This window comes from Streptomyces sp. NPDC087440 (assembly GCF_044744005.1).
Classification (GTDB): Bacteria; Actinomycetota; Actinomycetes; order Streptomycetales; family Streptomycetaceae; genus Streptomyces.
In genome coordinates this window covers 1-21,893 of sequence record NZ_JBIUXN010000020.1, presented here as the reverse complement: position 1 = coordinate 21,893, position 21,893 = coordinate 1, and the positions used below count along the sequence as shown (strand labels likewise).

General features: G+C 71.8%; 22 protein-coding genes. 14 read left to right on the top strand and 8 right to left on the bottom strand.

All coding sequences use genetic code 11. The features are described from left to right. Positions 1-519: 519 nt before the first annotated feature. On the bottom strand, positions 520-3,414 hold the full coding sequence (locus ACIO3O_RS31720; protein ID WP_401751882.1) for an FAD-binding and (Fe-S)-binding domain-containing protein: 2,895 nt from the start codon (positions 3,412-3,414) through the stop codon (positions 520-522). 196 nt (positions 3,415-3,610) lie between these two features. Between ACIO3O_RS31720 and ACIO3O_RS31715 the strand changes: the two genes are divergently transcribed. From ACIO3O_RS31715 to serC, 7 genes are all read left to right on the top strand, one after another. After that, positions 3,611-5,167: a sensor histidine kinase gene (locus ACIO3O_RS31715; protein ID WP_401751880.1), complete on the top strand. Its 1,557-nt coding sequence runs from the start codon at positions 3,611-3,613 to the stop codon at positions 5,165-5,167. Between the two features lie 346 nt (positions 5,168-5,513). Beyond that, positions 5,514-5,942, top strand: coding sequence for a roadblock/LC7 domain-containing protein (locus ACIO3O_RS31710; protein WP_401751878.1), 429 nt, complete (start codon positions 5,514-5,516; stop codon positions 5,940-5,942). Further along, positions 5,939-6,334 (top strand): DUF742 domain-containing protein, encoded by a 396-nt coding sequence (locus ACIO3O_RS31705; protein WP_401751876.1) that lies wholly within the window; start codon positions 5,939-5,941, stop codon positions 6,332-6,334. Before ACIO3O_RS31710 ends, ACIO3O_RS31705 begins: the two co-directional genes overlap by 4 nt. Before the next feature lie 7 nt (positions 6,335-6,341). Then, on the top strand, positions 6,342-6,950 hold the full coding sequence (locus ACIO3O_RS31700; RefSeq protein ID WP_401752105.1) for a GTP-binding protein: 609 nt from the start codon (positions 6,342-6,344) through the stop codon (positions 6,948-6,950). Next, on the top strand, positions 6,947-8,200 hold the full coding sequence (locus ACIO3O_RS31695) for a cytochrome P450 (RefSeq protein ID WP_401751875.1): 1,254 nt from the start codon (positions 6,947-6,949) through the stop codon (positions 8,198-8,200). The genes ACIO3O_RS31700 and ACIO3O_RS31695 overlap by 4 nt, the downstream gene beginning before the upstream one ends. Further along, positions 8,197-9,456 (top strand): cytochrome P450, encoded by a 1,260-nt coding sequence (locus ACIO3O_RS31690; protein ID WP_401751873.1) that lies wholly within the window; start codon positions 8,197-8,199, stop codon positions 9,454-9,456. The genes ACIO3O_RS31695 and ACIO3O_RS31690 overlap by 4 nt, the downstream gene beginning before the upstream one ends. Before the next feature lie 187 nt (positions 9,457-9,643). Next, positions 9,644-10,762, top strand: coding sequence for a phosphoserine transaminase (gene serC, locus ACIO3O_RS31685; protein WP_401751871.1), 1,119 nt, complete (start codon positions 9,644-9,646; stop codon positions 10,760-10,762). Between the two features lie 94 nt (positions 10,763-10,856). Here serC and ACIO3O_RS31680 read toward each other — a convergent pair whose 3' ends face one another. Further along, a complete protein-coding gene (locus tag ACIO3O_RS31680; protein ID WP_401751870.1) occupies positions 10,857-11,672 on the bottom strand; it encodes a TetR/AcrR family transcriptional regulator in 816 nt (271 codons plus the stop codon). Between the two features lie 84 nt (positions 11,673-11,756). On the opposite strand from ACIO3O_RS31680, the gene ACIO3O_RS31675 reads away from it, so the two are divergent. Next, the gene (locus ACIO3O_RS31675; RefSeq protein ID WP_401751869.1) at positions 11,757-12,779 is read left to right on the top strand and encodes an ATP-binding cassette domain-containing protein; all 1,023 of its coding nucleotides are present in this window, start codon (positions 11,757-11,759) and stop codon (positions 12,777-12,779) included. Continuing rightward, positions 12,776-13,609: an ABC transporter permease gene (locus ACIO3O_RS31670; RefSeq protein WP_401751867.1), complete on the top strand. Its 834-nt coding sequence runs from the start codon at positions 12,776-12,778 to the stop codon at positions 13,607-13,609. Before ACIO3O_RS31675 ends, ACIO3O_RS31670 begins: the two co-directional genes overlap by 4 nt. Positions 13,610-13,649: 40 nt before the next feature. On the opposite strand, the gene ACIO3O_RS31665 is transcribed toward ACIO3O_RS31670, so the two are convergent. Further along, a complete protein-coding gene (locus ACIO3O_RS31665; RefSeq protein ID WP_401751866.1) occupies positions 13,650-14,633 on the bottom strand; it encodes a WD40 repeat domain-containing protein in 984 nt (327 codons plus the stop codon). A 23-nt stretch (positions 14,634-14,656) separates the two neighbouring features. On the opposite strand from ACIO3O_RS31665, the gene ACIO3O_RS31660 reads away from it, so the two are divergent. Continuing rightward, positions 14,657-15,385, top strand: coding sequence for a GDSL-type esterase/lipase family protein (locus ACIO3O_RS31660; RefSeq protein WP_401751864.1), 729 nt, complete (start codon positions 14,657-14,659; stop codon positions 15,383-15,385). After that, positions 15,372-15,578 (top strand): hypothetical protein, encoded by a 207-nt coding sequence (locus ACIO3O_RS31655; RefSeq protein WP_401751862.1) that lies wholly within the window; start codon positions 15,372-15,374, stop codon positions 15,576-15,578. The genes ACIO3O_RS31660 and ACIO3O_RS31655 overlap by 14 nt, the downstream gene beginning before the upstream one ends. A 12-nt stretch (positions 15,579-15,590) precedes the next feature. Here the strand turns inward: ACIO3O_RS31655 and ACIO3O_RS31650 are convergent, their stop codons facing one another. Next, a complete protein-coding gene (locus tag ACIO3O_RS31650) occupies positions 15,591-15,869 on the bottom strand; it encodes a DUF6199 family natural product biosynthesis protein (RefSeq protein ID WP_401751860.1) in 279 nt (92 codons plus the stop codon). Positions 15,870-15,913: 44 nt separating this feature from the next. Beyond that, the gene (locus ACIO3O_RS31645) at positions 15,914-16,375 is read right to left on the bottom strand and encodes a hypothetical protein (protein ID WP_401751858.1); all 462 of its coding nucleotides are present in this window, start codon (positions 16,373-16,375) and stop codon (positions 15,914-15,916) included. Between the two features lie 120 nt (positions 16,376-16,495). On the opposite strand from ACIO3O_RS31645, the gene ACIO3O_RS31640 reads away from it, so the two are divergent. After that, entirely contained in the window at positions 16,496-16,903 is a 408-nt protein-coding gene (locus tag ACIO3O_RS31640) for a YrdB family protein (RefSeq protein ID WP_401751856.1), read from the top strand. A 30-nt stretch (positions 16,904-16,933) separates the two neighbouring features. On the opposite strand, the gene ACIO3O_RS31635 is transcribed toward ACIO3O_RS31640, so the two are convergent. The 3 genes from ACIO3O_RS31635 to ACIO3O_RS31625 form a co-directional block, all read right to left on the bottom strand. After that, positions 16,934-17,752, bottom strand: a complete 819-nt coding sequence (locus ACIO3O_RS31635; RefSeq protein ID WP_401751854.1) for a GNAT family N-acetyltransferase — start codon at positions 17,750-17,752, stop codon at positions 16,934-16,936. Positions 17,753-17,814: 62 nt separating this feature from the next. After that, complete coding sequence (locus ACIO3O_RS31630) at positions 17,815-18,846, bottom strand: hypothetical protein (RefSeq protein ID WP_401751853.1); 1,032 nt, start codon at positions 18,844-18,846, stop codon at positions 17,815-17,817. Positions 18,847-18,958: 112 nt separating this feature from the next. After that, positions 18,959-19,378, bottom strand: a complete 420-nt coding sequence (locus tag ACIO3O_RS31625; RefSeq protein WP_401751851.1) for a hypothetical protein — start codon at positions 19,376-19,378, stop codon at positions 18,959-18,961. A gap of 83 nt (positions 19,379-19,461) precedes the next feature. Here ACIO3O_RS31625 and ACIO3O_RS31620 point away from each other — a divergent pair, with 83 nt between their 5' ends. Together ACIO3O_RS31620 and ACIO3O_RS31615 are read left to right on the top strand one after the other, a co-directional pair. Beyond that, a complete protein-coding gene (locus ACIO3O_RS31620) occupies positions 19,462-20,289 on the top strand; it encodes a helix-turn-helix domain-containing protein (RefSeq protein WP_401751849.1) in 828 nt (275 codons plus the stop codon). Next, positions 20,286-20,537 carry a DUF397 domain-containing protein gene (locus tag ACIO3O_RS31615; RefSeq protein ID WP_401751847.1) on the top strand — a complete coding sequence of 84 codons (252 nt, stop codon included), beginning with the start codon at positions 20,286-20,288 and terminating at the stop codon, positions 20,535-20,537. The genes ACIO3O_RS31620 and ACIO3O_RS31615 overlap by 4 nt, the downstream gene beginning before the upstream one ends. The last annotated feature ends 1,356 nt before the right edge of the window (positions 20,538-21,893 follow it).

Genomic DNA, 21,893 nt, shown 5'->3' with positions numbered 1-21,893 from the left:
GTCCGCACAGGTGACGGCGGCCTTCGACACCCTGTCGCAGGGGGATGCGGCGGCCGGGGCGGTGGCGGTGCTCGGTCTGGTACTGCTCCTGCTGCCGTTGATCGGCATCGTGTGCCTGCTGGGGCGCTTCCTGCGACGGCTGCTGCGGGCCGCAGCCGTGGCGACGGCGAAACGGCCGCTGTCGCGGGCGGTCCTGGCCACCGTCGCGCTGACCGGCGTGGTGGCCACCGCCACCGGATGGTCGACGGGCCTGACACCGGAGCCGGTGCCCGTCCGCCGCAGTGCGCTGCCGTTCAGCCCGACCGCGCCCAAGGCGTCGAAGCCCCCGCACTCCGGGGCGTCCGCCTCCCGCGCACCGCACTACCGCATCCACCTCAAGCCGCTGCCGAAGCCTCCGTGGGGCTCGTCCGGCAGTTCCGCCACCGCGTCGCCGCACCCGGCCGGGACGGCGCGGCCCACCGCTCCGGCCCCTGGGACGGCGACGGCGACGCACCCCGGGGCCGGACCCTCCGCCACCGCTCAGCCCGCCGCGTCGCCCCCGGGAACCTCGCCGACACCAGGACCGCCGGGAGCCCCCGCGCCGTCCGGCACGGCGTCCACGGGCCCCTCCAGCCCCTCGGCGAGCACTTCCGCCAGGTGCCGGGGTCGCCGTCCGGAGAGCTGTTCGGCCTGCGTACGGCACGAGAAGCCGTCGGCGAGCAGTTCCACCGCCCCGTCGGCGCCCCGGACCGCGGGCAGGAGGTGTTCCTCCGCGCAGGCCACCGAGACCCCGTAGTGCCCGCGCTCGTAGCCGAAGTTCCCGGCGAGCCCGCAGCAGCCCTGGGCCAGGTCTCCCGTCAGGCCCGCCTTCTCGCGCAGCCGGCGTTCCGCGCCGTCGCCGAGCACGGCGTGCTGGTGGCAGTGCGTCTGGCCCGCCACGGCGCGGTCCAGGCGCGGCGGCGTCCAGTGCGGCGCGTACTCCTCCAGGGCCTGCGCGAAGGTCCGGACGTTCGCCGCCAGTTCGGCGGCGCGCGGGTCGTCGCCCAGCAGTTCCGGCAGGTCGCTCTTGAGGGCGGCCGCGCAGCTCGGCTCCAACACCACCAGCGGTGCGTCCGCGGGCACCGCCGCCAGGGTTCGGCGCATGACCTCCCTGGCCCGGTCGAGCTGTCCCGTGGAGACGTACGTCAGCCCGCAGCACAGCCCGGCGCGCGGCAGCCGCACCCGCAGCCCCGCCGCCTCCAGCACCCGTACGGCCGCGATGCCCACGCCCGGCGACAGGTGGTTGGTGAAGGTGTCCGGCCACAGGGTGACGACGGGGGCGGACGCGGGGGCGGGTGTACGGGGCCGGGTGCGCGCCCACTGCCGGAAGGTCCGCGAGGCGATCTGCGGGATCGGCCGCTCCGGGGCGATCCCGGCCGCCCACTTGGCGAGCGACGCCAACGGGCGCACCGATGCGGCGGTGTTGACGAGCACCGACACCGGTGACGCGATCCGCAGCCACTGCGGCAGCCGTCCCAGCGCGTAGTGCGCGGCGGGACGGATGCGGCCCGCGTAGTGGTGGTGCAGGAACTCCGCCTTGTACGTGGCCATGTCGACGCCCACCGGGCAGTCGCTCCGGCACCCCTTGCAGGACAGGCACAGGTCGAGGGCGTCGCGCACCTCCTTCGAGCGCCAGCCGTCCTCCACCACCTCACCGGCGAGCATTTCGTGCAGCAGGCGCGCACGCCCGCGCGTGGAGTGCTGTTCCTCGCCGGTGGCGCGGAAGGAGGGGCACATGACGCCGGTCGTGGTGGTCGTCGTACGGCATTTGGCGACGCCCACGCAGCGGCGCACGGCGGCGGAGAAGTCGCCGCCGTCGTGGGGGTAGGCGAAGGCGACGCCCGGCACCGGCTGCGGCGGCAGGACGGCGAAGCGCAGGTTCTCGTCCAGGCGGGCGGGGCGGGCGAGCATTCCGGGGTTCATGCCGCCCGCCGGGTCCCAGGCGTCCTTGAAGTCCTCAAAGAGGTGCACGAGTTCGTGGCCGTACATGCGCGGGAGGAGTTCGGCCCGGGCCTGGCCGTCGCCGTGCTCGCCGGAGAGGGAACCGCCGTGGGCGGCGACCAGGTCGGCGAGTTCCTCGGAGAAGGCGCGGAAGCGGGCGACGCCCTCGCGCCGCAGGAGGTCGAAGTCGATGCGGACGTGGATGCAGCCGTCGCCGAAGTGCCCGTACGGGGTCCCGCGCAGCCCGTGCGCGGTCAGCAGGGCCCGGAAGTCGCGCAGGTAGGCGCCCAGGCGGGCCACCGGCACCGCGCAGTCCTCCCAGCCGGGCCAGGCCTCGGAGCCGTCGGGCATCCGGGTGGCGGTGCCGCTGGCGTCCTCGCGGATGCGCCACAGGGCCCGCTGCCCGGCGGCGTCGGCCACCACCGTGCCGTCGACGGCGTCCGCGCCCCGGACGATCTCCTGCGCCCGCGCACGGGCCTCCTCGGGGCTCTCGCCGCCGGTCTCGACGAACAGCCAGGCCGCCCCGCGCGGCAGCAGCCCCCGCTCCCGTTCCGGTACGAGGTCGGCGGCCATGCCCTCCACGGTCAGCGGCCCGAAGGGAAGGATGCCGGGCGCGGCCTCGGCCGCCGCGCTCTCGTCGGCGTACCCGAGGACGGCGAGCGCCCGCGCGCGGGGCGCTTCGACCAGGGAGACGACGGCCTCGGTGACCACGCCGAGGGTGCCCTCGCTGCCGCAGAAGGCGCGCGCGAGGTCGACGCCGTGCTCGGGCAGCAGGGCGTCCAGGGCGTAACCGGAGATCCGGCGCGGGAGTTCGGGGAAACCCGTGCGCAACAGTGCGAGGTTTTTGTCCACCAGGGTGCGCAGTCCTGTGCGCAGGAGTGCTTCCGGTGCCGCCTCCCAGCCGCCGCGCGCCAGGCGCAGTGCGTCGCCGCCGTACGTGAGGACGTCCAGCGCGCGGACCTGGTCGGCGGTGGTGCCCCAGGCCACCGAGTGCGAGCCGCAGGAGTTGTTGCCGATCATGCCGCCGAGGGTGCAGCGGCTGTGCGTGGACGGGTCGGGCCCGAAGGTCAGCCCGTGCGGGGCCGCGGCCGACCGCAGGTCGTCGAGTACGAGTCCGGGCTGGACGCGTGCCGTACGGGAGGCGGGGTCGAGGTCCAGGAGGGCGTTCAGGTGCCGGGTGGTGTCCAGGACGACACCGGTGCCGGTGGCCTGGCCCGCGATGGAGGTGCCGCCGCCGCGCGGGACGACCGGCACGCCGTGCGCCCGGCAGACGGCGAGGGCGGCGGCGATGTCGTCGCCGTCGCGCGGGGCGACGACGCCCAGCGGGACCCGCCGGTAGTTCGAGGCGTCCATGGTCATGAGGGCGCGGGCGGCGGCGTCGAAGGACACCTCTCCGCGCACGGCCGCCCTCAGGTCTGCTGCCAACTCGGTCGTCTCACCCTGTCGTTCAGCCATGCCTCCAGGATGCAGGGTGCACGGAATCGGGCGGAGTCGACTGTCTTGTCCTTCTCATCCTTGGGAAATACGAACAAGAACTTTCCCAACTGATCATCAACTCTCCTATAGTGAGCACGCTTTAGGCGGACATTCCGCTTCCGGATCGCCGCCCCGAGCACCCCACCGGCTCGCCACCCCAAGAGGCCCCCTTCCCATGTCGTTGCGCCGCGCGTCCGCACTGGCCCTGTCGACCTCTGCGGTCGTCGGCGGCCTGCTGGTCCTGGGAGCGGTACTGCTCGCTCCCGCCGAAGTGAAGGCCCCGGTGGCCTGGGGCGGCGGGGCCGCGGCCCTGCTGCTGGCCGTCGCGGTCACCGCCGCCGTGCACGCCACGCTGCGCGCACGCACCCTCGCGGGCGTCCTCGCGCGCGGGCAGGAGGACGCCGACCGGTTCATCGGGGACACCCTCCCGCAGCTCGTCACACGGCTGCGCGCGGGCGACTCCGCGTCCACCGCGCTGAACACCGCGACGCGGGGACTCGGCGACCTGGACAACCCCAACGCGCGGGCCCTGCTCGACCTCCTCGCCACCGAGGTCGGCCGCGGCGAGGCCGCCCGCGCGGCGGCCATGTCGGCGTGCGCGAACGCGGCGGGCCGTATGCAGGCCCTGGCGACGGGCATGCTCGCGGACCTGCGCGAGATGGAGCACCGGCACACCGACGAGGACGTGCTGGGCGACCTCCTGCACCTGGACCACCGCACCGCCCAGGCGGGCCGGCTCGCGGACAGCATCGCCGTCCTCACGGGTGCGCGGTCCGGCCGCAGGTGGGCGAAGCCGATCGTGATGGAGTCCGTACTGCGGGGCGCGATGGGCCGGATCAACGGCTATCAGCGGGTCCGGCTGCACTCCACGAGCGAGGTCGCCGTCGCCGGGCACGCGGCCGAGGGCGTCATGCACGCGCTGGCCGAACTCCTCGACAACGCGGCGAACTTCTCGCCGCCCACGGCCGAGGTGCACGTGTACGTGGAGGAGGTCCCGGCCGGGGTCATCATCACCGTCGAGGACAGCGGGCTGGTCATGAGCGACGTCCAGCTGCGGCGTGCGGAGAGGGCGGTGTGCGCGCAGACGCCGCTGGATCTGACGGGGCTGTCGGGGACGCGGCTCGGGCTCGCGGTGGTGGGGTGTCTGGCGCGCAAGCACAACCTGACGGTGTCGTTCAGGCCGTCGGCGCGGGGTGGGACGGGGGCGCTCATGCTGCTGCCGCAGGAGTTGGTGACGCAGGTGGTGCCGCCGGTGCCGGTGCCGGTGCCGGCTGCGCAGGGGGCGGTGCGTGCGTCGGGTCCGGTTCCCGTGGCAGCGCCGGTTGCTGGTCATGGCGTACGGGAGGAGCCCACGACGCTTCCCGTACGGCGTCGGGAGCATGCCCGGGTGGAGGCACCGGAGGCCCCGGAGGCCCCGGAGGCCCCGGAGGCCGTGGAGGCTGTCCGGCCCGGCGAGCACGTCCTGCCCGCCGAGGTCGCCGCGGCGCCCGTGCAGGGGTCCGACACCACCGGTGGGCTGCCCCAGTTCGGGGAGAGCGGGCTGCCCAAGCGCAAGCGGGGGCGGACGTTGGCGGCCGCGCATCCGGACGGGGCGGAGGCGCCGGCCAGGCCGGCTCCCGAGGCGGCGGCTCGGAGGAGTGCGGTGAATCGGTTCAGCACGTTTCGGCAGGCTGTGCAGGGGCGGGCTGCCGCGTCGGGGGAGGGGGGTGTGGACGAGGTGTCCGGGCCTTGAGAGGGTGCGGCCCTGCCCTGCCTGGGCAAGGGGGTCCCCAGCCCCGCCCCTTCACCTAAACCCGCGGGGCTGTTGCACGGTTCCGTGCGGGTGGGTGGGTGGCTGGTCGCGCAGTTCCCCGCGCCCCTAGGGTGCGCTCCCCAGCGGCAGCGAGCCCGTCTGGTCGCGCCCACGCGGCGGAGCCGCACATGGACACAGCCCCGCGCCCCTGATGGCATGCCCTCCGGGCAGCCATCCCGTCCCCGCCCCGCGCCCGTCCCCGTCCCCGTCCCCGTCCCCGTCCCCACCAACTCACCCCATACCCCACCCGAACGCAACGCCCCCTCCCGGAAGGCCAAGAAAGCTCATGACCGCCACCACCGACGAAAAGCTCAACTGGCTGCTGGAGAGCCTCCTGGAGCGCACCCCCGGCGCCCGTCACGCCCTCGTTCTGTCCCGGGACGGGCTCAAGCTCTGCCGTACTCCCGAGCTCTCCGTCGACCAGGCCGACCAACTGGCCGCCATCGCCGCCGGCATCCAGAGCCTGACGCACGGCGCCTCGATCGAGTTCGGCGACGGCAGCGGCGGCGTGCGGCAGGCGATGGCCGAGTTCTACGGCGGCATCCTGTTCATCGTCGAGGCCGGTGCGGGCGCCCACCTCGCGGTCGTCGCGGGCGAGGACTCCGACGTCGGCCTCATCGGCCACAACATGAGCGAACTCATCGAGCAGCTCGGCGACTACCTCAGCGCCGAACCCCGCACCACCAAGGACGCCGACAGCACCCTCACCGCATGAGCACCGGGGACAGCGCATCCGTCCCGGCGCACGCCAAGGCCCGCCCCGGCCGTGACGACTCCCCCGACCGGCTCTACACCGTCACCGGCGGCCGCAGCCGGACCCATTCGGACGCGTTCGACCTGGTCACCCTGGTCGTCGCGGAGAGCGCCCCGACGCCCGGCATGCAGTCCGAGCACGTGGCGATCCTGCGCATGTGCGACTACCCGGTCGCCGTCGTCGAGATCGCCGCCGAGCTCGGCCTGCCGGTGAGCATCACCCGCATCCTGCTCGCCGACCTCCTCGACACCGGCCGGATCAGCGCCCGCCACCCGCGCCCCGCCCCCGAATCCGCCGCACTCCCCGAACCCGAACTCCTGGAGCAGGTGCTCGTTGGCCTCCGCAACCTCTGAACCCGTGCTGCACACCCCCCGGGCGGACAGAAGAACCCTGCCCCGCACCGCCGACAACGGCCTCAAAATCGTCGTCGTCGGCGGCTTCGGCGTGGGCAAGACCACCCTCGTGCGCTCCGTCAGCGAGATCCGTCCCCTCAACACCGAGGAGACGATGACCCGCGCGGGCGAGGGCGTGGACGACCTCGACAAGGCGAGCACCAAGACCTCCACCACGGTCGCCTTCGACTTCGGCCGGATATCCATCGACCCCCGCACCGTCCTCTACCTCTTCGGCGCCCCCGGCCAGGAACGCTTCTGGTTCCTGTGGGACCGCCTGTTCTCCGGCACCCTCGGCGCGGTCGTCCTGGTCGACACCCGCCGCCTCGCCGACTCCTGGTACGCCATCGACCGCCTGGAGCACCACGGCACGCCCTTCGTCGTGGCCCGCAACGACTTCGGCGACGCCTCCCGGCACACCGACGCCCAGGTGCGCGAGGCGCTGGACCTCCCCGAACACGTACCGATGATCACGTGCGACGCCCGCGACCGGGAGTCGTCCAAGAACGTCCTGATCACGCTCGTACAGCACCTGTACGCCCTGTCCACCGCGGCCCGAGGGAGCACCGAGAAGTGACCACACCACCCCCCGGCTGCCCGGCGCACGCGCCGGCGGTCCCCCTCTCCGGGCCCCGCTTCCAGACCGACCCCACCACCCTCTACCGCGACCTGCGCCGCGAGCACGGCCCCGTCGTCCCGGTCACCCTCCCCGGCGACGTCCCCGCCTGGCTCGTCGTCGGCTACCGCGAACTGCACCAGGTCACCACCGACGCCGCCCTCTTCACCCGCGACTCCACCCGGTGGAACCAGTGGGACAAGCTCCCCGAGGGCTGGCCGCTCGCCCCCATGATCAGCCGCGAGCAGCCGTCGATCCTCTACACCGTCGGCCCCCGCCACCAGGCCCGCGCCGCCGTCATCAGCGATGCGCTGGAGGCGATCGACCCCTTCGAACTGCGGCGGTACGCCGAGGAGTTCGCGGACGGGCTCATCGACCAGTTCTGCACGACCGGCGAGACCGACATCATCAGCCGGTACGCCATGCTGCTCCCGGTCCGCGTCCTGGCGAAGGTGTACGGCGTACCGGACGAGCACGGCCCGGACCTGGTGTCCGCCCTGGTCGACATGGTCGACGGCCGGGAGCGCGCCCTCGCGGGGCAGAGCCACGTCCAGCAGACGATCCTGGCCCTGGTCGCGGAGAAGGCGCAGCACCCGGGCCCCGACGTCGCCTCCCGGATGCTGGCGCTCGCGGAGAAGAGCGGGTTCACGCCCGCCGACGTGGCGTTCGACCTGATGGTGATGGCGGCGGCGGGCCACCAGCCGACCGCCGACTGGATCGGCAACACCCTGCGCCTGATGCTCACCGACGACCGCTTCACCGCGTCCCTCTCGGGCGGCCGGCACAGCGTCGCCGAGGCGATGAACGAGGTCCTCTGGGAGGACACCCCCACCCAGAACGTCGCGGGCCGCTGGGCCGCCCGCGACACCCGGCTCGGCGGCCGCGCCATCGCCGCCGGTGACCTGGTCCTGCTCGGGCTCGCGGCGGCGAACGGCGACCCCCAGGTCCGTACCGACGCATCCGTCCTGACCGGCGGCAACAACGCCTTCTTCTCCTTCGGGCACGGCGAGCACCGCTGCCCGTTCACCGCGCAGGAGACCGCCGAGGTCATCGCCCGCACCGCCGTCGAGGTGCTGCTCGACCGGCTGCCGGACCTGGACCTGGCCGTCCCCGCCGCAGACCTCACCCGCCGTCCGTCCCCCTGGCTGCGCGGGATGACCGCGCTGCCGGTGACGTTCACGCCCACTCCCGCCCTCGGAGGCCACCGATGACCACCGCGCAGACCTGCCCGTACTCCGGGAAGAACCCCGACCCCATAGCCCTGGACCCCCTCGTCCGCGACCTCGTCGGCGAGGGCGCCGCCCTGCGCGCCGCCGGTCCGCTGGCCCGCATCACGCTCCCCGGCGACGTCCCCTGCTACGCGGTCACCCGCCACACCGAGGCCCGCCAGCTCCTCACCGACCCGCGCCTGGTGAAGGACATCAGCCACTGGAACGCCTGGCAGCGCGGCGAGATCGCCATGGACTGGCCGCTGATCGGCTTCGTCGCCCCCGGCCGCTCGATGCTCACCGTCGACGGCCCGGAGCACCGCCGCCTGCGCACCCTGGTCGCCCAGGCCCTGACCGTACGACGGGTGGAGCGGCTGCGCGGCAACATCGAGGCGATCACCAACACCCTCCTCGAAGCGCTGGGCGACCGCACGGCCACCGAAGTCGTGGACCTCAAGGCCGAGTTCGCCCAGCCTCTCCCGATGCGGGTCGTGACCGCCCTCATGGGCGTCGAGCAGGTCGACCGCCCGCGCCTGAAGGAGGTCTTCGACCGGTTCTTCTCCAGCGAGACCGAGCCGGGCGAGATGCCGCGCGTGCTGGCCGAGATCGACGACATCTTCTCCGCCGTGCTCACCGAGAAGCGCGCGCACCCCGGCGACGACCTGACCTCGGCCCTCCTCGACGCCTCCGAGGCCGGTGACCAGCTCACCGAGGAGGAGATCCTCAACACCATCAAGGTGATGATCGTCGCCGGTCACGAGACGACCATCAGCCTGATCCTGCAGGCCGTCATCGGCCTGGAGACCCACCCCGAGCAGCGCACGAAGGTCCTCGCGGGCGAGGTGTCGTGGGAGGCCGTCATCGAGGAGACCCTGCGCTGGTCCACCCCGACCTCGCACGTCCTGCTCCGGTACGCCACCGAGGACATCCAGGTCGGCGACACCGTCCTGCCCAAGGGCGAGGGCCTGGTCGTCTCCTTCGGCGCGCTCGGCCGCGACGAACTCGTGCACGGCGAGACGGCGGAGGACTTCGACGTCACCCGTCAGAGCGGTACGAAGCACATCTCCTTCGGGTACGGTCCGCACGTCTGCCCCGGTGCCGCGCTGGCCCGCCTGGAGGCGGCCGTCGCCCTCCCGGCGCTGTACGCGCGCTTCCCCGACCTCACCCTCGCGGTGCCCGCGTCCGAGCTGCGCAACAAGGCGGTCGTGACGCAGAACGACCTCGTCGAGGTCCCGGTGCGCCTGGGCAAGCAGGCCTGATCCACCAGGGCGGGCAGGCCTGATCCACCAGGGCGGGCAGGCCTGCTCCACCTGGGCAGGCAGGCCTGACCAGCCAGTTCTCCGTACGCATCGATGTACGAACGTACGACACGAGCCGGAGTGGCAGTCGTCTCATCCGCCGGACGGATGTAACGACCGGCCCCCACAAGCGGCTACGCTCCGGCTCGTGGCTGAGATCCAGATTCCCGCTGACATCAAGCCCGCCGACGGCCGTTTCGGCGCGGGCCCCTCCAAGGTACGGACGGAGGCGCTCGACGCGCTTGCCGCCACCGGCACTTCCCTCATGGGCACGTCCCACCGCCAGGCTCCGGTAAAGAACCTGGTCGGCTCGGTTCGGGACGGCGTACGCGACCTCTTCTCCCTCCCCGAGGGCTATGAGGTGATCCTGGGCAACGGCGGTTCCACCGCCTTCTGGGACGTCGCGACGCACGGCCTGATCGAGAACAAGTCCCAGCACCTGTCCTTCGGCGAGTTCTCCTCGAAGTTCGCGAAGGCGGCCAAGCTCGCCCCGTGGCTGGCCGACCCGACGGTCATCTCCTCGGACCCGGGCACGCACCCGGAGCCGCAGGCCGAGGCGGGCGTGGACGTGTACGCGTACACGCACAACGAGACCTCCACCGGTGTCGCGGCCCCGCTGAAGCGGGTCGCGGGCGCCGACGAGGGCTCCCTCGTCCTGGTGGACGCCACGTCCGGCGCCGGCGGTCTGCCCGTCGACATCACCGAGACGGACGTCTACTACTTCGCCCCGCAGAAGTCCTTCGCGGCGGACGGCGGCCTGTGGCTGGCGGCCTTCTCGCCCGCCGCCCTGGAGCGCGCGGCGCGCATCCACGGCTCGGGCCGTCACGTCCCGGAGTTCTTCTCGCTGCCGACGGCGATCGACAACTCGCTGAAGAACCAGACGTACAACACCCCGGCGCTCTCCACGCTCTTCCTGCTCAACGAGCAGCTGACGTGGCTGAACAAGCAGGGCGGCCTGGACTGGGCGGTCAAGCGCACGGCGGCCTCCTCGAACGCCCTGTACTCCTGGGCGGAGACCTCGAAGCACGCGTCGCCGTTCGTCTCGAACCCGGCGCAGCGCTCGCAGGTCATCGGCACGATCGACTTCTCCGACGACATCGACGCCGCCGCCATCGCCAAGGCCCTGCGCGCCAACGGCATCGTCGACACGGAGCCGTACCGCAAGCTGGGTCGCAACCAGCTGCGGGTGGCGATGTTCCCGGCGATCGACCCGGCGGACGTGCAGGCGCTGACGGCGTGCATCGACTACGTGATCGAGCAGCTCTGACGCTTGCCCGGTGTACGTGACGAGGGGCCCGGTGCGTTGAGCGCCGGGCCCTTCGTCGCTCTTCCGGGGGTTGCTCGCGCAGTTCCCCGCGCCCCTAGCGGCGCGCTCGTTCCGCGACCAGCACCGCGAAGCCGTCGAGCAGGCGTTCCAGGCCGAAGGCGAAGTGGTCGAAGGACGGGGTGAAGGCGTCCTCGGAGAGGGCGGCCATCACGGGGTAGTCGCCGCTCGTCATCGCCCGCTCCAGATACGGCCGCTGCCCCTCCCAGAACGACTCGTAGCTCAGGCCCGTCTCCTCCGCCGCCTCCGTCGTCTCGGTCTCCCTGCGCGCGGTGCCCGTGGCGAAGCTCTGCACCGCCATCAGCACCGAGATCAGCTCCGGGTCCGAGAAGCCCGTCAGGCCGCGCAGACCCGTCAGCGACACCTCCAGGCCGCGCAGGGAGCCGGGGCCCAGCAGGGTCCGGCTCTCGTTGACCTTGAGCAGCCACGGGTGCCTGCGGTGCAGTTCGAGCGTCCCGTACGCGATGGCCGTGACCGCCCCGCGCCAGTCCTCGGCCCGGGTCGGGTCGTGCATCGCGACCTGTTCGCCCTGGACCGTGTCGAGCATCAGGTCGAGCAGCTCCGTCTTGCCCGGGACGTACCGGTAGAGCGACATCGTGCCGGTGCCGAGTTCGTTCGCGAGCCGCCGCATGGAGAGGGCGTCGATGCCCTCCGCGTCGGCGATGCGGACCCCCGCCTCGACGACCGCCGCCAGCGAGAGGCCGCGCTTGGGGCCGCGGGCGGGGCGCTCGCCGGTTCCCCAGAGGAGTTCGAGGCTGGGCCGCAGCGCGCCGACCCGGGCCTCGGTCACCTCTTCGGCCTCTGCCACCTCTGCCACCTCTTCGGTGCCCTCTGTGTCCTTGGTTCCGCTCATGCCGCCACCCTATTTCCCTAGAACTGGGTACGCTGTACTCGCTTTAGGGTACGGTGTACTCAGTTCAACGGGAAGGGGACCTCCATGAACGACATCGGCACGAACCACACCGGCACACACGACCACGCGGTCCGGGCACGGGGCCTGCGCAAGACCTACGGCGAGAAGAAGGCCCTCGACGGCTTCGACATGAACGTCCGGCGCGGCACGGTGCACGGCCTGCTCGGCCCGAACGGGGCGGGGAAGACCACGGCGGTGCGGGCCCTGGCCACCCTGCTGTCACTGGACGGCGGGCAGGCCGAGGTGGCGGGCCTGGACGTCGTACGCCAGGCCCGTACGGTACGGACGCGGATCGGCCTCACCGGCCAGTACGCGGCGGTGGACGAGATCCTGAGCGGCCGTCAGAACCTGGAGATGTTCGGCCGCCTCTTCCACCTCGGGGCGCGGCGGGCCCGGGCGCGGGCCGCGGAACTCCTGGAGCAGTTCGACCTCACCGAGGCCGCGGCGAAGAACGCGGGCTCCTACAGCGGCGGCATGCGTCGCCGTCTGGACCTCGCCGCGTCGATGATCCTGGCCCCGGACGTCCTCTTCCTGGACGAGCCGACGACGGGGCTCGACCCCCGGGCCCGTATCGAAGTCTGGGACTCCGTAAGGAACTTGGTGGCGCGCGGCACGACGGTCCTGCTCACCACCCAGTACCTGGAGGAGGCCGACAGGCTGGCCTCGCACATCACGGTCATCGACCAGGGCCGGGCCATCGCCGACGACACCCCGGACGGGCTGAAGCGCACGGTCGGCGGGGACCGCATCGAGGTCGTCGCGGAGCAGGCGGCGGACCTCCCGGAGGTCCTGAGGGTGGTCGCCGCGGTGGCCGAAGTCGCCCCGGAGCACGAGGAGGTGGAACGGAAGGTGCACGCGCAGGTACGGGACCGGGTGACGGCCCTGACCGAGGTGGCGCGCACCCTCCAGGACCGGGGGATCGCGGTGGAGGACATCAGTCTGCGCAGGCCGAGCCTGGACGACGTCTTCCTGACCCTGACCGGCCACCGCACGGACCTCACCGAGCAGCCCGACCGCACCACCCGCACCGAGGAGGTCGCGGCATGACCCTCACGCAGCCGAACACACTCGACGCACCCCCGACCGGCCACCGCCTGTCCTGGGCCATCACCGACGGCTGGAACCTCGCCCGCCGCAGCCTCACCCACTACCAGCGCCAACCCACCCTGATCGTCTGGCAGTTGGGCTTCCCCATCGTCACCGTCCTGCTCTACGGATTTGTCTTCGGGGCGGCGATGATGGTGCCGGGCGGGGGCGACTACAAGGACTTCCTGATGCCGGGGATGTTCGCCTCGACGATGGCGTTCGGGTTCATGAACACGACCGTGGCGATGGTCAACGACGCCTCGAAGGGGGTCATCGACCGCTTCCGCTCGATGCCGATGTCGACCTCCGCGGTCGCGACGGGCCGCGGCCTCGCCGACCTGGTCATCGCGGCGGCGGAGCTGACGATCCTGGTGGCGACAGCACTGGCGATCGGCTGGCGGGCCGACGGAAGCCCGGCGGAGACCCTGACCGCCTTCGCCCTGCTCCTGCTGCTGCGCTTCAGCCTGATCTGGGTGGGCGTGTGGCTGGGCCTGCTGATCCCGACGCCGGAGGGGGCGGGCGGGCTGTTCGCGGTGGCGTTCCCGCTGACGATGATCTCCTCGGTCTTCGTGGCCCCGTCCCTGATGGCGGACTGGCTGGGCACGATCGCCGCGTGGAACCCGGTGTCCTCAACGGTGACGGCAGCCCGGGAGCTCTTCGGCAATCCGGTGGCGAGCGGCGGCAGTTGGGTCGAGGAGAACGCGATCCTGATGGCGGTGGTCTGGCCCCTGATCGTCACGGCGATCTTCCTGCCGCTGGCGGTCCGAAGGTTCCGCCGCCTGAGCCGCTAGCCCCGGCACGGGGGTACCGGGCCGAGGCTCGGTACCCCCCTCACCGCTTACGCCGGAACCTCACCCACGCCAGCACCGCCACCCCCGCCAGCCCCAGCACCAGGACGCCCTTGCCGGACAGGCCCGTGTCCTCCGCCCGCGGGGGCTCACCCGAGGGCGACTCGGAGGCGGACCCCTCGGAGGCGCCCCCCGAGGGCGCGTCCGCGTCACCCTCCACCTTCAACGCATAGACCTCGCTCTGCTCCCCCTCCGCCCCGAACAGCATCGTCCGCCCGTCCGGGGTGAACGTCACCGACTCCGACTGCCCCCGGTACCCGATGCCGAGCGCCTCGCCCTCGCCCATCTCGGGCCACCGGTAGCTCTGCGCCGACAGGTACGAGCGGAGCACGAGTCGCTTGCCGTCGGGCGAGAAGGCCCCGTCGGTCACCCACGGGATGTCGTGCACCTTGCGGAAGACGTTCGTCCGCCCGGTGGTCAGCTTCTCCGGGCCCTCGTAGAGCCCCGCCCCGTCCTCCTCCTTGGAGCCGATGTAGACGCGCCCCGTCTTCGGGTGGACCATCAGCGCCTCCGCGTTGCGCGCCCCGTCGGCGTACTTCACGTCGTACTGGGTGGTCCGTACGGTCTGGTCCTTCAGCTCCTTGGGCTCGGGGAAGCGGTAGATCCACACGTGGTCCCAGCTCCCGCCCAGGTTGTCCCCGATGTCGCCGACGTACACGTCGCCGTCCGGGCCGACCGAGATCGCCTCCATGTCGCGCGGCTTCCCGACGCCCTTCATGGTGATCCGCGCGACGGTCTCGCCGGACGTCGAGTCCACGGCGTACACGTACGGCCCGTCCTGGTCGTTGTGCGTCCAGTACACGCCCGGGTGCGCCCGGCTGGCCGCGAGCCCGCTGGACTCGGTGATCCGCGGGTCCTTGATGGTGAACCCCCCGTCGTCCGCGACGGCCACCGCCGGGGACCCGACGACCAGGCCGGCCACGGCGGCCACCACCACACACGTACGACGACCACGAGAGATGCGCATACGCCCAAGTGTTCAGCATCACGATGCAAGCGCCGCCCCGCATCCCCGATGATGACCGGATGCGCAGCTTCCTCTTCGTCGGTGACTCCATGACCATCGGCTGTCCCGGCGACTACACCTGGCGCTACCGCATGTGGCAGCACCTGGAAGCGACCCTGCCCGGGGAGTACGACATCGTGGGCCCCCGCACCACGCTCTACGACCCCGCCACCGCGGCCCCGACCTCCGACGCCTACGCCGACCCGGAGTTCACCGCCCGCCGCCACCTGGCCGGCTGGGGCGAGGGCTGGCTGCACATGGCCCCCGCGATCCGCTCGACAATCGAATCGACCGGCGCCGACACCCTCCTGGTCTCCCTCGGCCTGATCGACCTCGGCTTCTACACGAACGCCGAGCAGACCGCCGCGAACCTCGCCCTCTTCCTCGCCGAGGCCCGCGCCGCCGACCCGCACGTCAGCATCGCGATCCACCCCGTCATCCCCAACGTCCGCGCCGAACGCGACGCACCCTTCGCCGCCCAGTGCGCGCGCTTCAACGAACTCCTCGCCAAGACGGTCGCCGACCAGGACCGCCCCGGCTCGCCCCTCCTGCTGGCCACGCCCCACCCGACGTACGACATCCACACGGACACCTACGACGGCACGCACCCGGGCCCCACCGGCGAACACAAACTCGCCGCGGCCTTCGCCGACGCGATGCACCAGGCGTGGGGCGTCGGTGCCGCATACTCCGTGAATCATGAATTCGCGTAAGCCCCAGCGGCCGTCCCCCGCCCCGCCCGAGATCACGTACACCAACTGCCGCCGTTGCGGCACGGAGATAGCGGGCCTGGACGGCCGGTACGCGTGCGGGGTCTGCGGCTGGACGAACCACTACTCGGAGGGCTACCGCGCCCTGCCCACCGCCCAGGACGACCCGGACTGGACGGGCCCCAACTGCCGCTGAGCGGGCAGGACTTCAGGTCAGGGCACTGACGAACATCCACCCGAGCACGCCCAGGAAGATCACCCCGACGACCCGCTGGAGCGCGTACCCCTTGCGAGTCGGCTCGGTGGCGTCCACGTCCTTGACGTACCCGCGCTGGAGGCCGCGGTTCATCCGCCAGAGCAGTTGCGGCCTGATCACCTGCACGAGGCCCATGACCAGCAGAAACGCCATGATCACCCAGGTCATGGCGGTCGGCGGCCCGTCCTTGGCCGCCGCGAGCGTCACATCGAGTGCCGTCTGTCTTCTCATGGCAGCCCGCTACCCCGCCTCCGCCGCCGCATGAGCGCGAGCAGCTACCGCACCCGCCCCGCCAGCCACGGCGACAGCAGGGAGGAGGGGACCAGCTCCTTGAACGTCTCGTCGCCGGGCAGCGGTACGACCAGGAAGTACCCCGGCGGGAAGAAGCGCCCCTTCACGTACGCCAGCCCGCCGTACACCGACCGCAGGAACACGGGCACGGCATCACGCGGTACGTCCGGAACGTCGACCCCGTCCACCACGAAGCGCGCGTCCCCGTCCGCATAGAGCTGTACGGAGACGGTGGGCGCCCCGCCCCCGATCTCCACGAACGCGTCGTGCGGCAGCGCCCCGCCCCCGTCCGTCGTCGCGAAGACCCCGGCGTCGGTGCGCCGGGTGACCTGGTCGGTCCCGATGTCGTCGGTGACGGTCACCTCGCGCCCGTACTCCTTCGCGACCTCACGGATCGCGACGACGGCGGCCTCGGTGGACGGCAGGTGCCCGTGTGCATGTCCCATGCCGTGATCATCCCGCAGAGCCGTACGGGAGGCACTTCGGGACAACCTGCTCTCTCGCCCTGCGGCAGCAACTCCCGCCTTTCCCGCCGGATTTGATTGTTCCGGCCGTATCGTCACCCCGTGAGAGTCGCGAAACCCGGGCCCGTGTCGGCCCGCACCTGGACGCCGGTCACCGTCACCAACGCGGCGCTGGCGCTCGCCCTGGAGGCCGGGCTCCTGGCGGCCCTGTTCTTCTGGGGCCTGGCCACCGGTACGAACACCTTCACCGGGGTCGTGCTCGGCGTCGGGAGCGCGGCACTGGCGGCGGCGGTGTGGGGAGCGTTCCTCGCGGCGGGCGGGCCGAGGTTCCCGCTGCCGGTCGGCGCGGAGATCGCCCTCAAGCTGGCGGTCTTCGCGGTGGGCGCGCTGGCCCTCCACGGCTTCGGGCACGGCACGCTCGCGGTGGTCTTCGCGGTGCTGGCGGTGCTGAGCGTCGCGGTGGAGTACACGGCGGTGGGGCCTCCGGCGGGGAACTCGCCCGCCTCGTAGGGGACGGTCCGCCGCCGGATCTTCGGACGTTCAGTCGGCCCGGACGACGTCCAGCCGCTCGGGCGATGCCTCGTATCCCGCCGCCTTGTACGTGGCGACGGCGCCGGCGTTCGAGTTCACGGCGGCGACGCTGATCGCCGTGCCGTGTCCGCGCCCGCGATGGTCGGCGTGGACGCCCAGCGGCTCCAGCAGACCGGGCCTGCCGGGCCCGGCCGACCAGACGGTCACCGCGGCCACCGCGTTGTCCCGGTCGTCGTAACCGATCAGGCAGCGGGCGTCGGCGTACACCGGCCCGGCCGCCAGCACGTGCCAGACCGCCTCGGTGAACATCGGGCTGCCGAACGCCGAGCGGTGCACGGCGGTCCGCACCCCCGCCGTCCGCGGACCGGCCACCTCGATCCGGAGCCCGGAGTCCTCCACCGGCCCGGCGAGGTCGCGGCGCAACGGCGTCCACGGCTCGTCCACCTTCCACCCCGCCTCCAGCAGAACCTCACGGAGCAGGGCACCGCTGGGCACCTCAAGGCCGACCGGCCCCGACGGCAGAACCCCCCGCTCCGGATCGTCGAGATCCGCCCGCAACTGCCGCGCCAGGGCCTCGTCCTGGCGCAGGTCCGGCGCGGTGGTCAGCCGCAGCACATCGGGGCCGTCCAGGTAGCCGACGGCGACGATCCGCCCGCCCGCACTCCACGTACGGACAGCAGCGGCCAGCCTCTCCGCGCCCAGCGCCCAGGCCCAGCCGAGGTCCCCCGGGTGAAGCTGCAACGGCGTCCGGTCGTCCTGCCACGCACGGAGCGCGTCCACGGCCCCGGTCAGTCCGTCGACGCCGGGCTCGCTCACAACGATCGTCATGGGCCCGTACCCAACACCATTGCGGCGATGGACCGCACGCGACATTTGCCGGGCGGGCCCGGCTAGCCGCCCCTGAGCCCCGGCAGGGCAACCCCCGCCGCGCCCAGCCGTTCCCGCCATCCCGGCAGCTCAGGGGCCTGCGGCGCAGGCTCCGGGGGCAGCCCGAGCCCCTCCCGTACCTTCCGGGCGATCACCACCCGGCACGGCCCGCACGTGTCCTCGTCCGCCACGGGCCGGAACATGTGCGCCGCCCGGTCCCCGCCCCCCGCGCACTCCACCATCGCCGCAGGCCGCGCCCGCCGCGCCGCCCGTTCCTCCGGCAACGGCATCAACCGCTTCGCCTGCTCCGGCGTCGGAACCGGCGGCATCTTGGCCCGCAGCCGGTGCCCCAGCAGCCCCACCGCCGACCGGGCCCCACCGGGCGGCAACTGCGTCCCCAGCACCCGCCGCAGCTCCTTCGGCGAGATCCCGCGCCGCAGCCACTCCGCCGCGACCACGGCCAGCTTCCGGGCCTCCCGAACCCCGAGATAGAGGGTCTTGTCGGCGTGCCGCAGCGACAGCAACACCTCTTCGGCGAGGGCGAGTTCACCGGTCGGCGGCTTGCCGTCGTCCCGCTCCTCCCACCGCTGCACCGCCGCCTCGGCGAACGACTCGACGTCCGGGTCGACCTCGGCCTCCGGCTCGGTGGGGGCAGGGGGGTAGGTCTGTTGCGTCTCATCGTTGTCATCTAGGGGTTGGGAGGCGCCGACCGCCGGGCCGCCTCGACCACCGACCGCCCGATCCGTATCACCCGGAAACTCCCACGGTACGTTCGTCACCTGCTGCGAGGTCACCCACAGCCCGCCCTGCGCCTGGTACCGGACGTCCCGTACGTACCCGTGCTGGACAAGCTCCTTCTTCGCCCTCTTGTACGCACTGCTCTTGAAGCCGAGATCGGCGGCGTGCTCGCTGAGGGGCTTGCGGAGCTGGTCCTCGTGCAGGCCGCACACGTGAATCAGCAGAACCTTGGCGTCGCTGCCGAGCGCGACGGAGCGCACGAAGGTGTGCGGGACCTTGATGAAGGCGCGCGAGGGCGCGATAACATGCCGAAGCATCCCGGGGATCCTTTCTCGATCCTCGTGGTGAAGGTTCCCGGACGGTGGTTGCACACCTCCGGGGACCGCCCCATCACCACCCTCAGGGCAGTGACAGAACGTCATGACGCGGTCACCGTAGCGCACTTGCCGCCCGCGTGACCATTTCTTGCAACAACTCCACCTCAACGAACGGCACTTCGCGCGTCGGCAGCGATCGCCAGCCCAGTGGGTACGTCTCCCCCGCCATTGCCGGTACGCCGACGAAGGCGAGCGCGCCCGCTTCCCGGGTCAGCGCTCTGGCCCCCGCCGGCCATACGTGACCGGCCGCCGTTTGCGGTGGCAACAGGAAGTAGTGGTACTCGTCGCCGGTGTATTCGCGCACGATCGGGCCCGCCCGGAAATCGGTGAACTCCATGAGGAGGTAGGCGACATGCTCCCCGAGGAAGCCGCCGATGCGGATCGCATCGAAGTGGATGCCTGCGTGGCGCAGGGCGTGTCCGGTGGCGGGGACCCAGTCCGGCATCAGTGCCGGTGAACTTTTCCGTTCCATACGGCAAAGACTGATGCGCCGACGTTACCGTGACCAGGGACACAGTGACTGTGTGCCGAGAAGTGCACGGGAAGGTGGGGGTTGTGCACTCCAGTGGTCGAGGCTCTCGGACGTTCGGCTCCCTGCTCGCCTTCTTCCGCGAGCGGGCAGGACTCTCCCAGGAGGGGTTGGGCAAGCGCCTCAGGTTCTCCAAGTCGCAAATCGCCATGGTGGAGAGAGGGCAGCGCCGCCCCAAGTGGACCTTCGTGCTCGCAGCGGACGCCGCGCTGGGTGCGCAAGAGGCACTCATCAGGGTGGCGAAGTCGGAGTTCGGGGACGAAGAGGAGGAGGAAACCCCGTACACCAACGCGGACTTCGATGAGTACCTCCAAGAGGAAGAGACCGCTGCTTCCATCCGCTCCTACCAGAGCATGGCCTTCCCTGGCTTGCTCCAGACGGAGGAGTATGCGCGAGCAGTCAACAGGTCCGGGTCCCACCCAACTGCCGACGACGAACAGGTCGAACAGCGAGTGGCGATGCGAATGAAGCGCCAAGCCCTGTTCCACCGCAAGCACGCCCCCGATCTCACCTTTGTGCTTGAAGAGAGCTCCCTTACGCGCCCGCTGGGAGGTCGCTCAACCCTCAAGGGTGCGCTTGGACACATCCTCGAACTCAGCACGCTCCGCCATGTCCGGGTCCAGGTGCTGCCTCACAGCGTGCAGTCCCACCCAGGGATTCTGGGGTACATGACCCTTCTGGAGACGGGTGACCACCGGCACATCGCCTACGTTGAAGGGCATCGAACAAGTCGCCTCATCACGGCGGCAATTGATGTGAGCAACCTGAGCGGAACGTACGGCGTACTCCAATCACTAGCATTCACTCCCGACGAGTCCAGAGAACTGATCGCGAAGGTGGCACAGGAGCTATGATCACGGCCCTGAACTGGCGGAAGAGCAGCTATAGCGGCGATCAGGGAAGCGAGTGCGTCGAGGTCGCCATCGAGTGGATCAAGTCCAGCTACAGCGGCAGCCAGGGCGAGTGCGTCGAGGTCGCGGCCTGCCCCACCGCCATCCACGTCCGGGACTCCAAGGACGTGACCCGCCCCGCGCTCACCACCTCCCCCACTGCCTGGGCCGCCTTCCTCGCCCTCCCCCGGACTCCGCAGCGAGCGCTTTAGAGCTCCTGCCGGAGGGCGCGAACCGTCTCAGGGAGCGGGTCCTCTGGCCACGTGCCTGTACGGATACAGCCTGCTCGCCCCGGGGCTCGGCGGTATCGGGGCCCCGTACCGGGGGCGCGAGCGGCACGAGCCGGTGCCGGGATGGGCCCCAACCACAACGTGCAGGCACGGGCCGCCACCGGGGCGGACCCCAACCACAACGTGCAGGCACGGGCCGCCACCGGGGCGGACCCCAACCACAACGTGCAGGCACGGGCCGCCCCTCTTTTCATGGTCGCGCTTCCGGGGAGCCCGTCAAGGGCGCTCCTGCGTCGCGTCGGCTTCGCCGATGTCGCATGCGCTCCACCCTTGACAGGCTCCCCTCCAGCGCTGGGTTTTGAGGGGGGCGACCCGGAAAAACGGACCCCGGGGAAGGTCCGGGGAGTGGCCGCGCGCCGTTGCCGGGTGGCGGGCTGGTGGGTGGGGGCGCCGGGAAGCGGCCCGGGTGGAATGTCGTCGTGCATGCCGGTGGGTGGGGTGTCGGCTATGGGTGGCGGGAGCGTCCGCCTGTGACGGCCGGTGGGGGTGCGCCGACTTGAATGGGGCTGCTGGCGTTGACTCGCGGGTGCGGGCCGTCATCCTGGCCAACGTTCAAGCTGGTGGCTGGCGTGAGTGGGTGGAGGGGTGCTGGGCTCATGGCCAATGCGAGACGCCCTCTCCCGAGATACCCGTGCGGAGCGAGATACCCGCGCAGGGACATATACGTTGGGCGCACATATCCTCACCTCTCGCGCGGACATGTGCGCCCAACGTATATGTCCCTACCGCCCCCTTCCCTGGCAACCCACTTCCTACTTCCCGCCGCCCGTCGCGCCGGATGTCCGTCCGGGTCGGGACATTCATCGAAGTCGGCACCGACAAGCGGCGGATGAGGCGCCAGCGACGCCGAGAGCTATCCCAGAAGTAGGACACTTTCCCGCGAAAACGTCCCACTTTCCGACCCCACCCCCTGAACCCCGAGGCGCGGGGCACGCTCCGCCGTGCCCCCACCCCAGACGAAGACCAGCCACCAGCTTGAGCACCAGCCCAACGGCGGCCCGCACCCGCCAAGCCCAGGCCAGCAGCCCCATTGAGGTCGGCGCACCCCCACCGGCAGCCATCAGACGCACGCTCCCGCCACCCATAGCCGACACCCCACCCACCGGCAGACACGACAACGAACAACATCGGCCGTTTCCCGGAGCCTCCACCCACACACCCGCCGCCCGGCAACGGCGAGCGACCACTCCCCGGACCTTCCCCGGGGCCATTTTTCGGCCGTCCTCCGCAAAACGAAACCTGCGCTGGAGGGGAGCCCGTCAAGGGTGAAGCGAAGCG

Excerpts from the sequence above, each read along its gene's own strand:
- ACIO3O_RS31645 (WP_401751858.1), bottom strand. The coding sequence starts at position 16,375 with ATGGGACATGCACACGGGCACCTGCCGTCCACCGAGGCCGCCGTCGTC.
- ACIO3O_RS31670 (WP_401751867.1), top strand. The coding sequence starts at position 12,776 with ATGACCCTCACGCAGCCGAACACACTCGACGCACCCCCGACCGGCCAC.
- ACIO3O_RS31625 (WP_401751851.1), bottom strand. The coding sequence starts at position 19,378 with ATGGAACGGAAAAGTTCACCGGCACTGATGCCGGACTGGGTCCCCGCC.
- ACIO3O_RS31630 (WP_401751853.1), bottom strand. The coding sequence starts at position 18,846 with ATGCTTCGGCATGTTATCGCGCCCTCGCGCGCCTTCATCAAGGTCCCG.
- ACIO3O_RS31690 (WP_401751873.1), top strand. The coding sequence starts at position 8,197 with ATGACCACCGCGCAGACCTGCCCGTACTCCGGGAAGAACCCCGACCCC.
- ACIO3O_RS31675 (WP_401751869.1), top strand. The coding sequence starts at position 11,757 with ATGAACGACATCGGCACGAACCACACCGGCACACACGACCACGCGGTC.
- ACIO3O_RS31710 (WP_401751878.1), top strand. The coding sequence starts at position 5,514 with ATGACCGCCACCACCGACGAAAAGCTCAACTGGCTGCTGGAGAGCCTC.
- ACIO3O_RS31665 (WP_401751866.1), bottom strand. The coding sequence starts at position 14,633 with ATGCGCATCTCTCGTGGTCGTCGTACGTGTGTGGTGGTGGCCGCCGTG.
- ACIO3O_RS31715 (WP_401751880.1), top strand. The coding sequence starts at position 3,611 with ATGTCGTTGCGCCGCGCGTCCGCACTGGCCCTGTCGACCTCTGCGGTC.
- ACIO3O_RS31655 (WP_401751862.1), top strand. The coding sequence starts at position 15,372 with ATGAATTCGCGTAAGCCCCAGCGGCCGTCCCCCGCCCCGCCCGAGATC.
- ACIO3O_RS31720 (WP_401751882.1), bottom strand. The coding sequence starts at position 3,414 with ATGGCTGAACGACAGGGTGAGACGACCGAGTTGGCAGCAGACCTGAGG.
- ACIO3O_RS31680 (WP_401751870.1), bottom strand. The coding sequence starts at position 11,672 with ATGAGCGGAACCAAGGACACAGAGGGCACCGAAGAGGTGGCAGAGGTG.
- ACIO3O_RS31650 (WP_401751860.1), bottom strand. The coding sequence starts at position 15,869 with ATGAGAAGACAGACGGCACTCGATGTGACGCTCGCGGCGGCCAAGGAC.
- ACIO3O_RS31705 (WP_401751876.1), top strand. The coding sequence starts at position 5,939 with ATGAGCACCGGGGACAGCGCATCCGTCCCGGCGCACGCCAAGGCCCGC.
- ACIO3O_RS31660 (WP_401751864.1), top strand. The coding sequence starts at position 14,657 with ATGCAAGCGCCGCCCCGCATCCCCGATGATGACCGGATGCGCAGCTTC.
- ACIO3O_RS31615 (WP_401751847.1), top strand. The coding sequence starts at position 20,286 with ATGATCACGGCCCTGAACTGGCGGAAGAGCAGCTATAGCGGCGATCAG.
- ACIO3O_RS31635 (WP_401751854.1), bottom strand. The coding sequence starts at position 17,752 with ATGACGATCGTTGTGAGCGAGCCCGGCGTCGACGGACTGACCGGGGCC.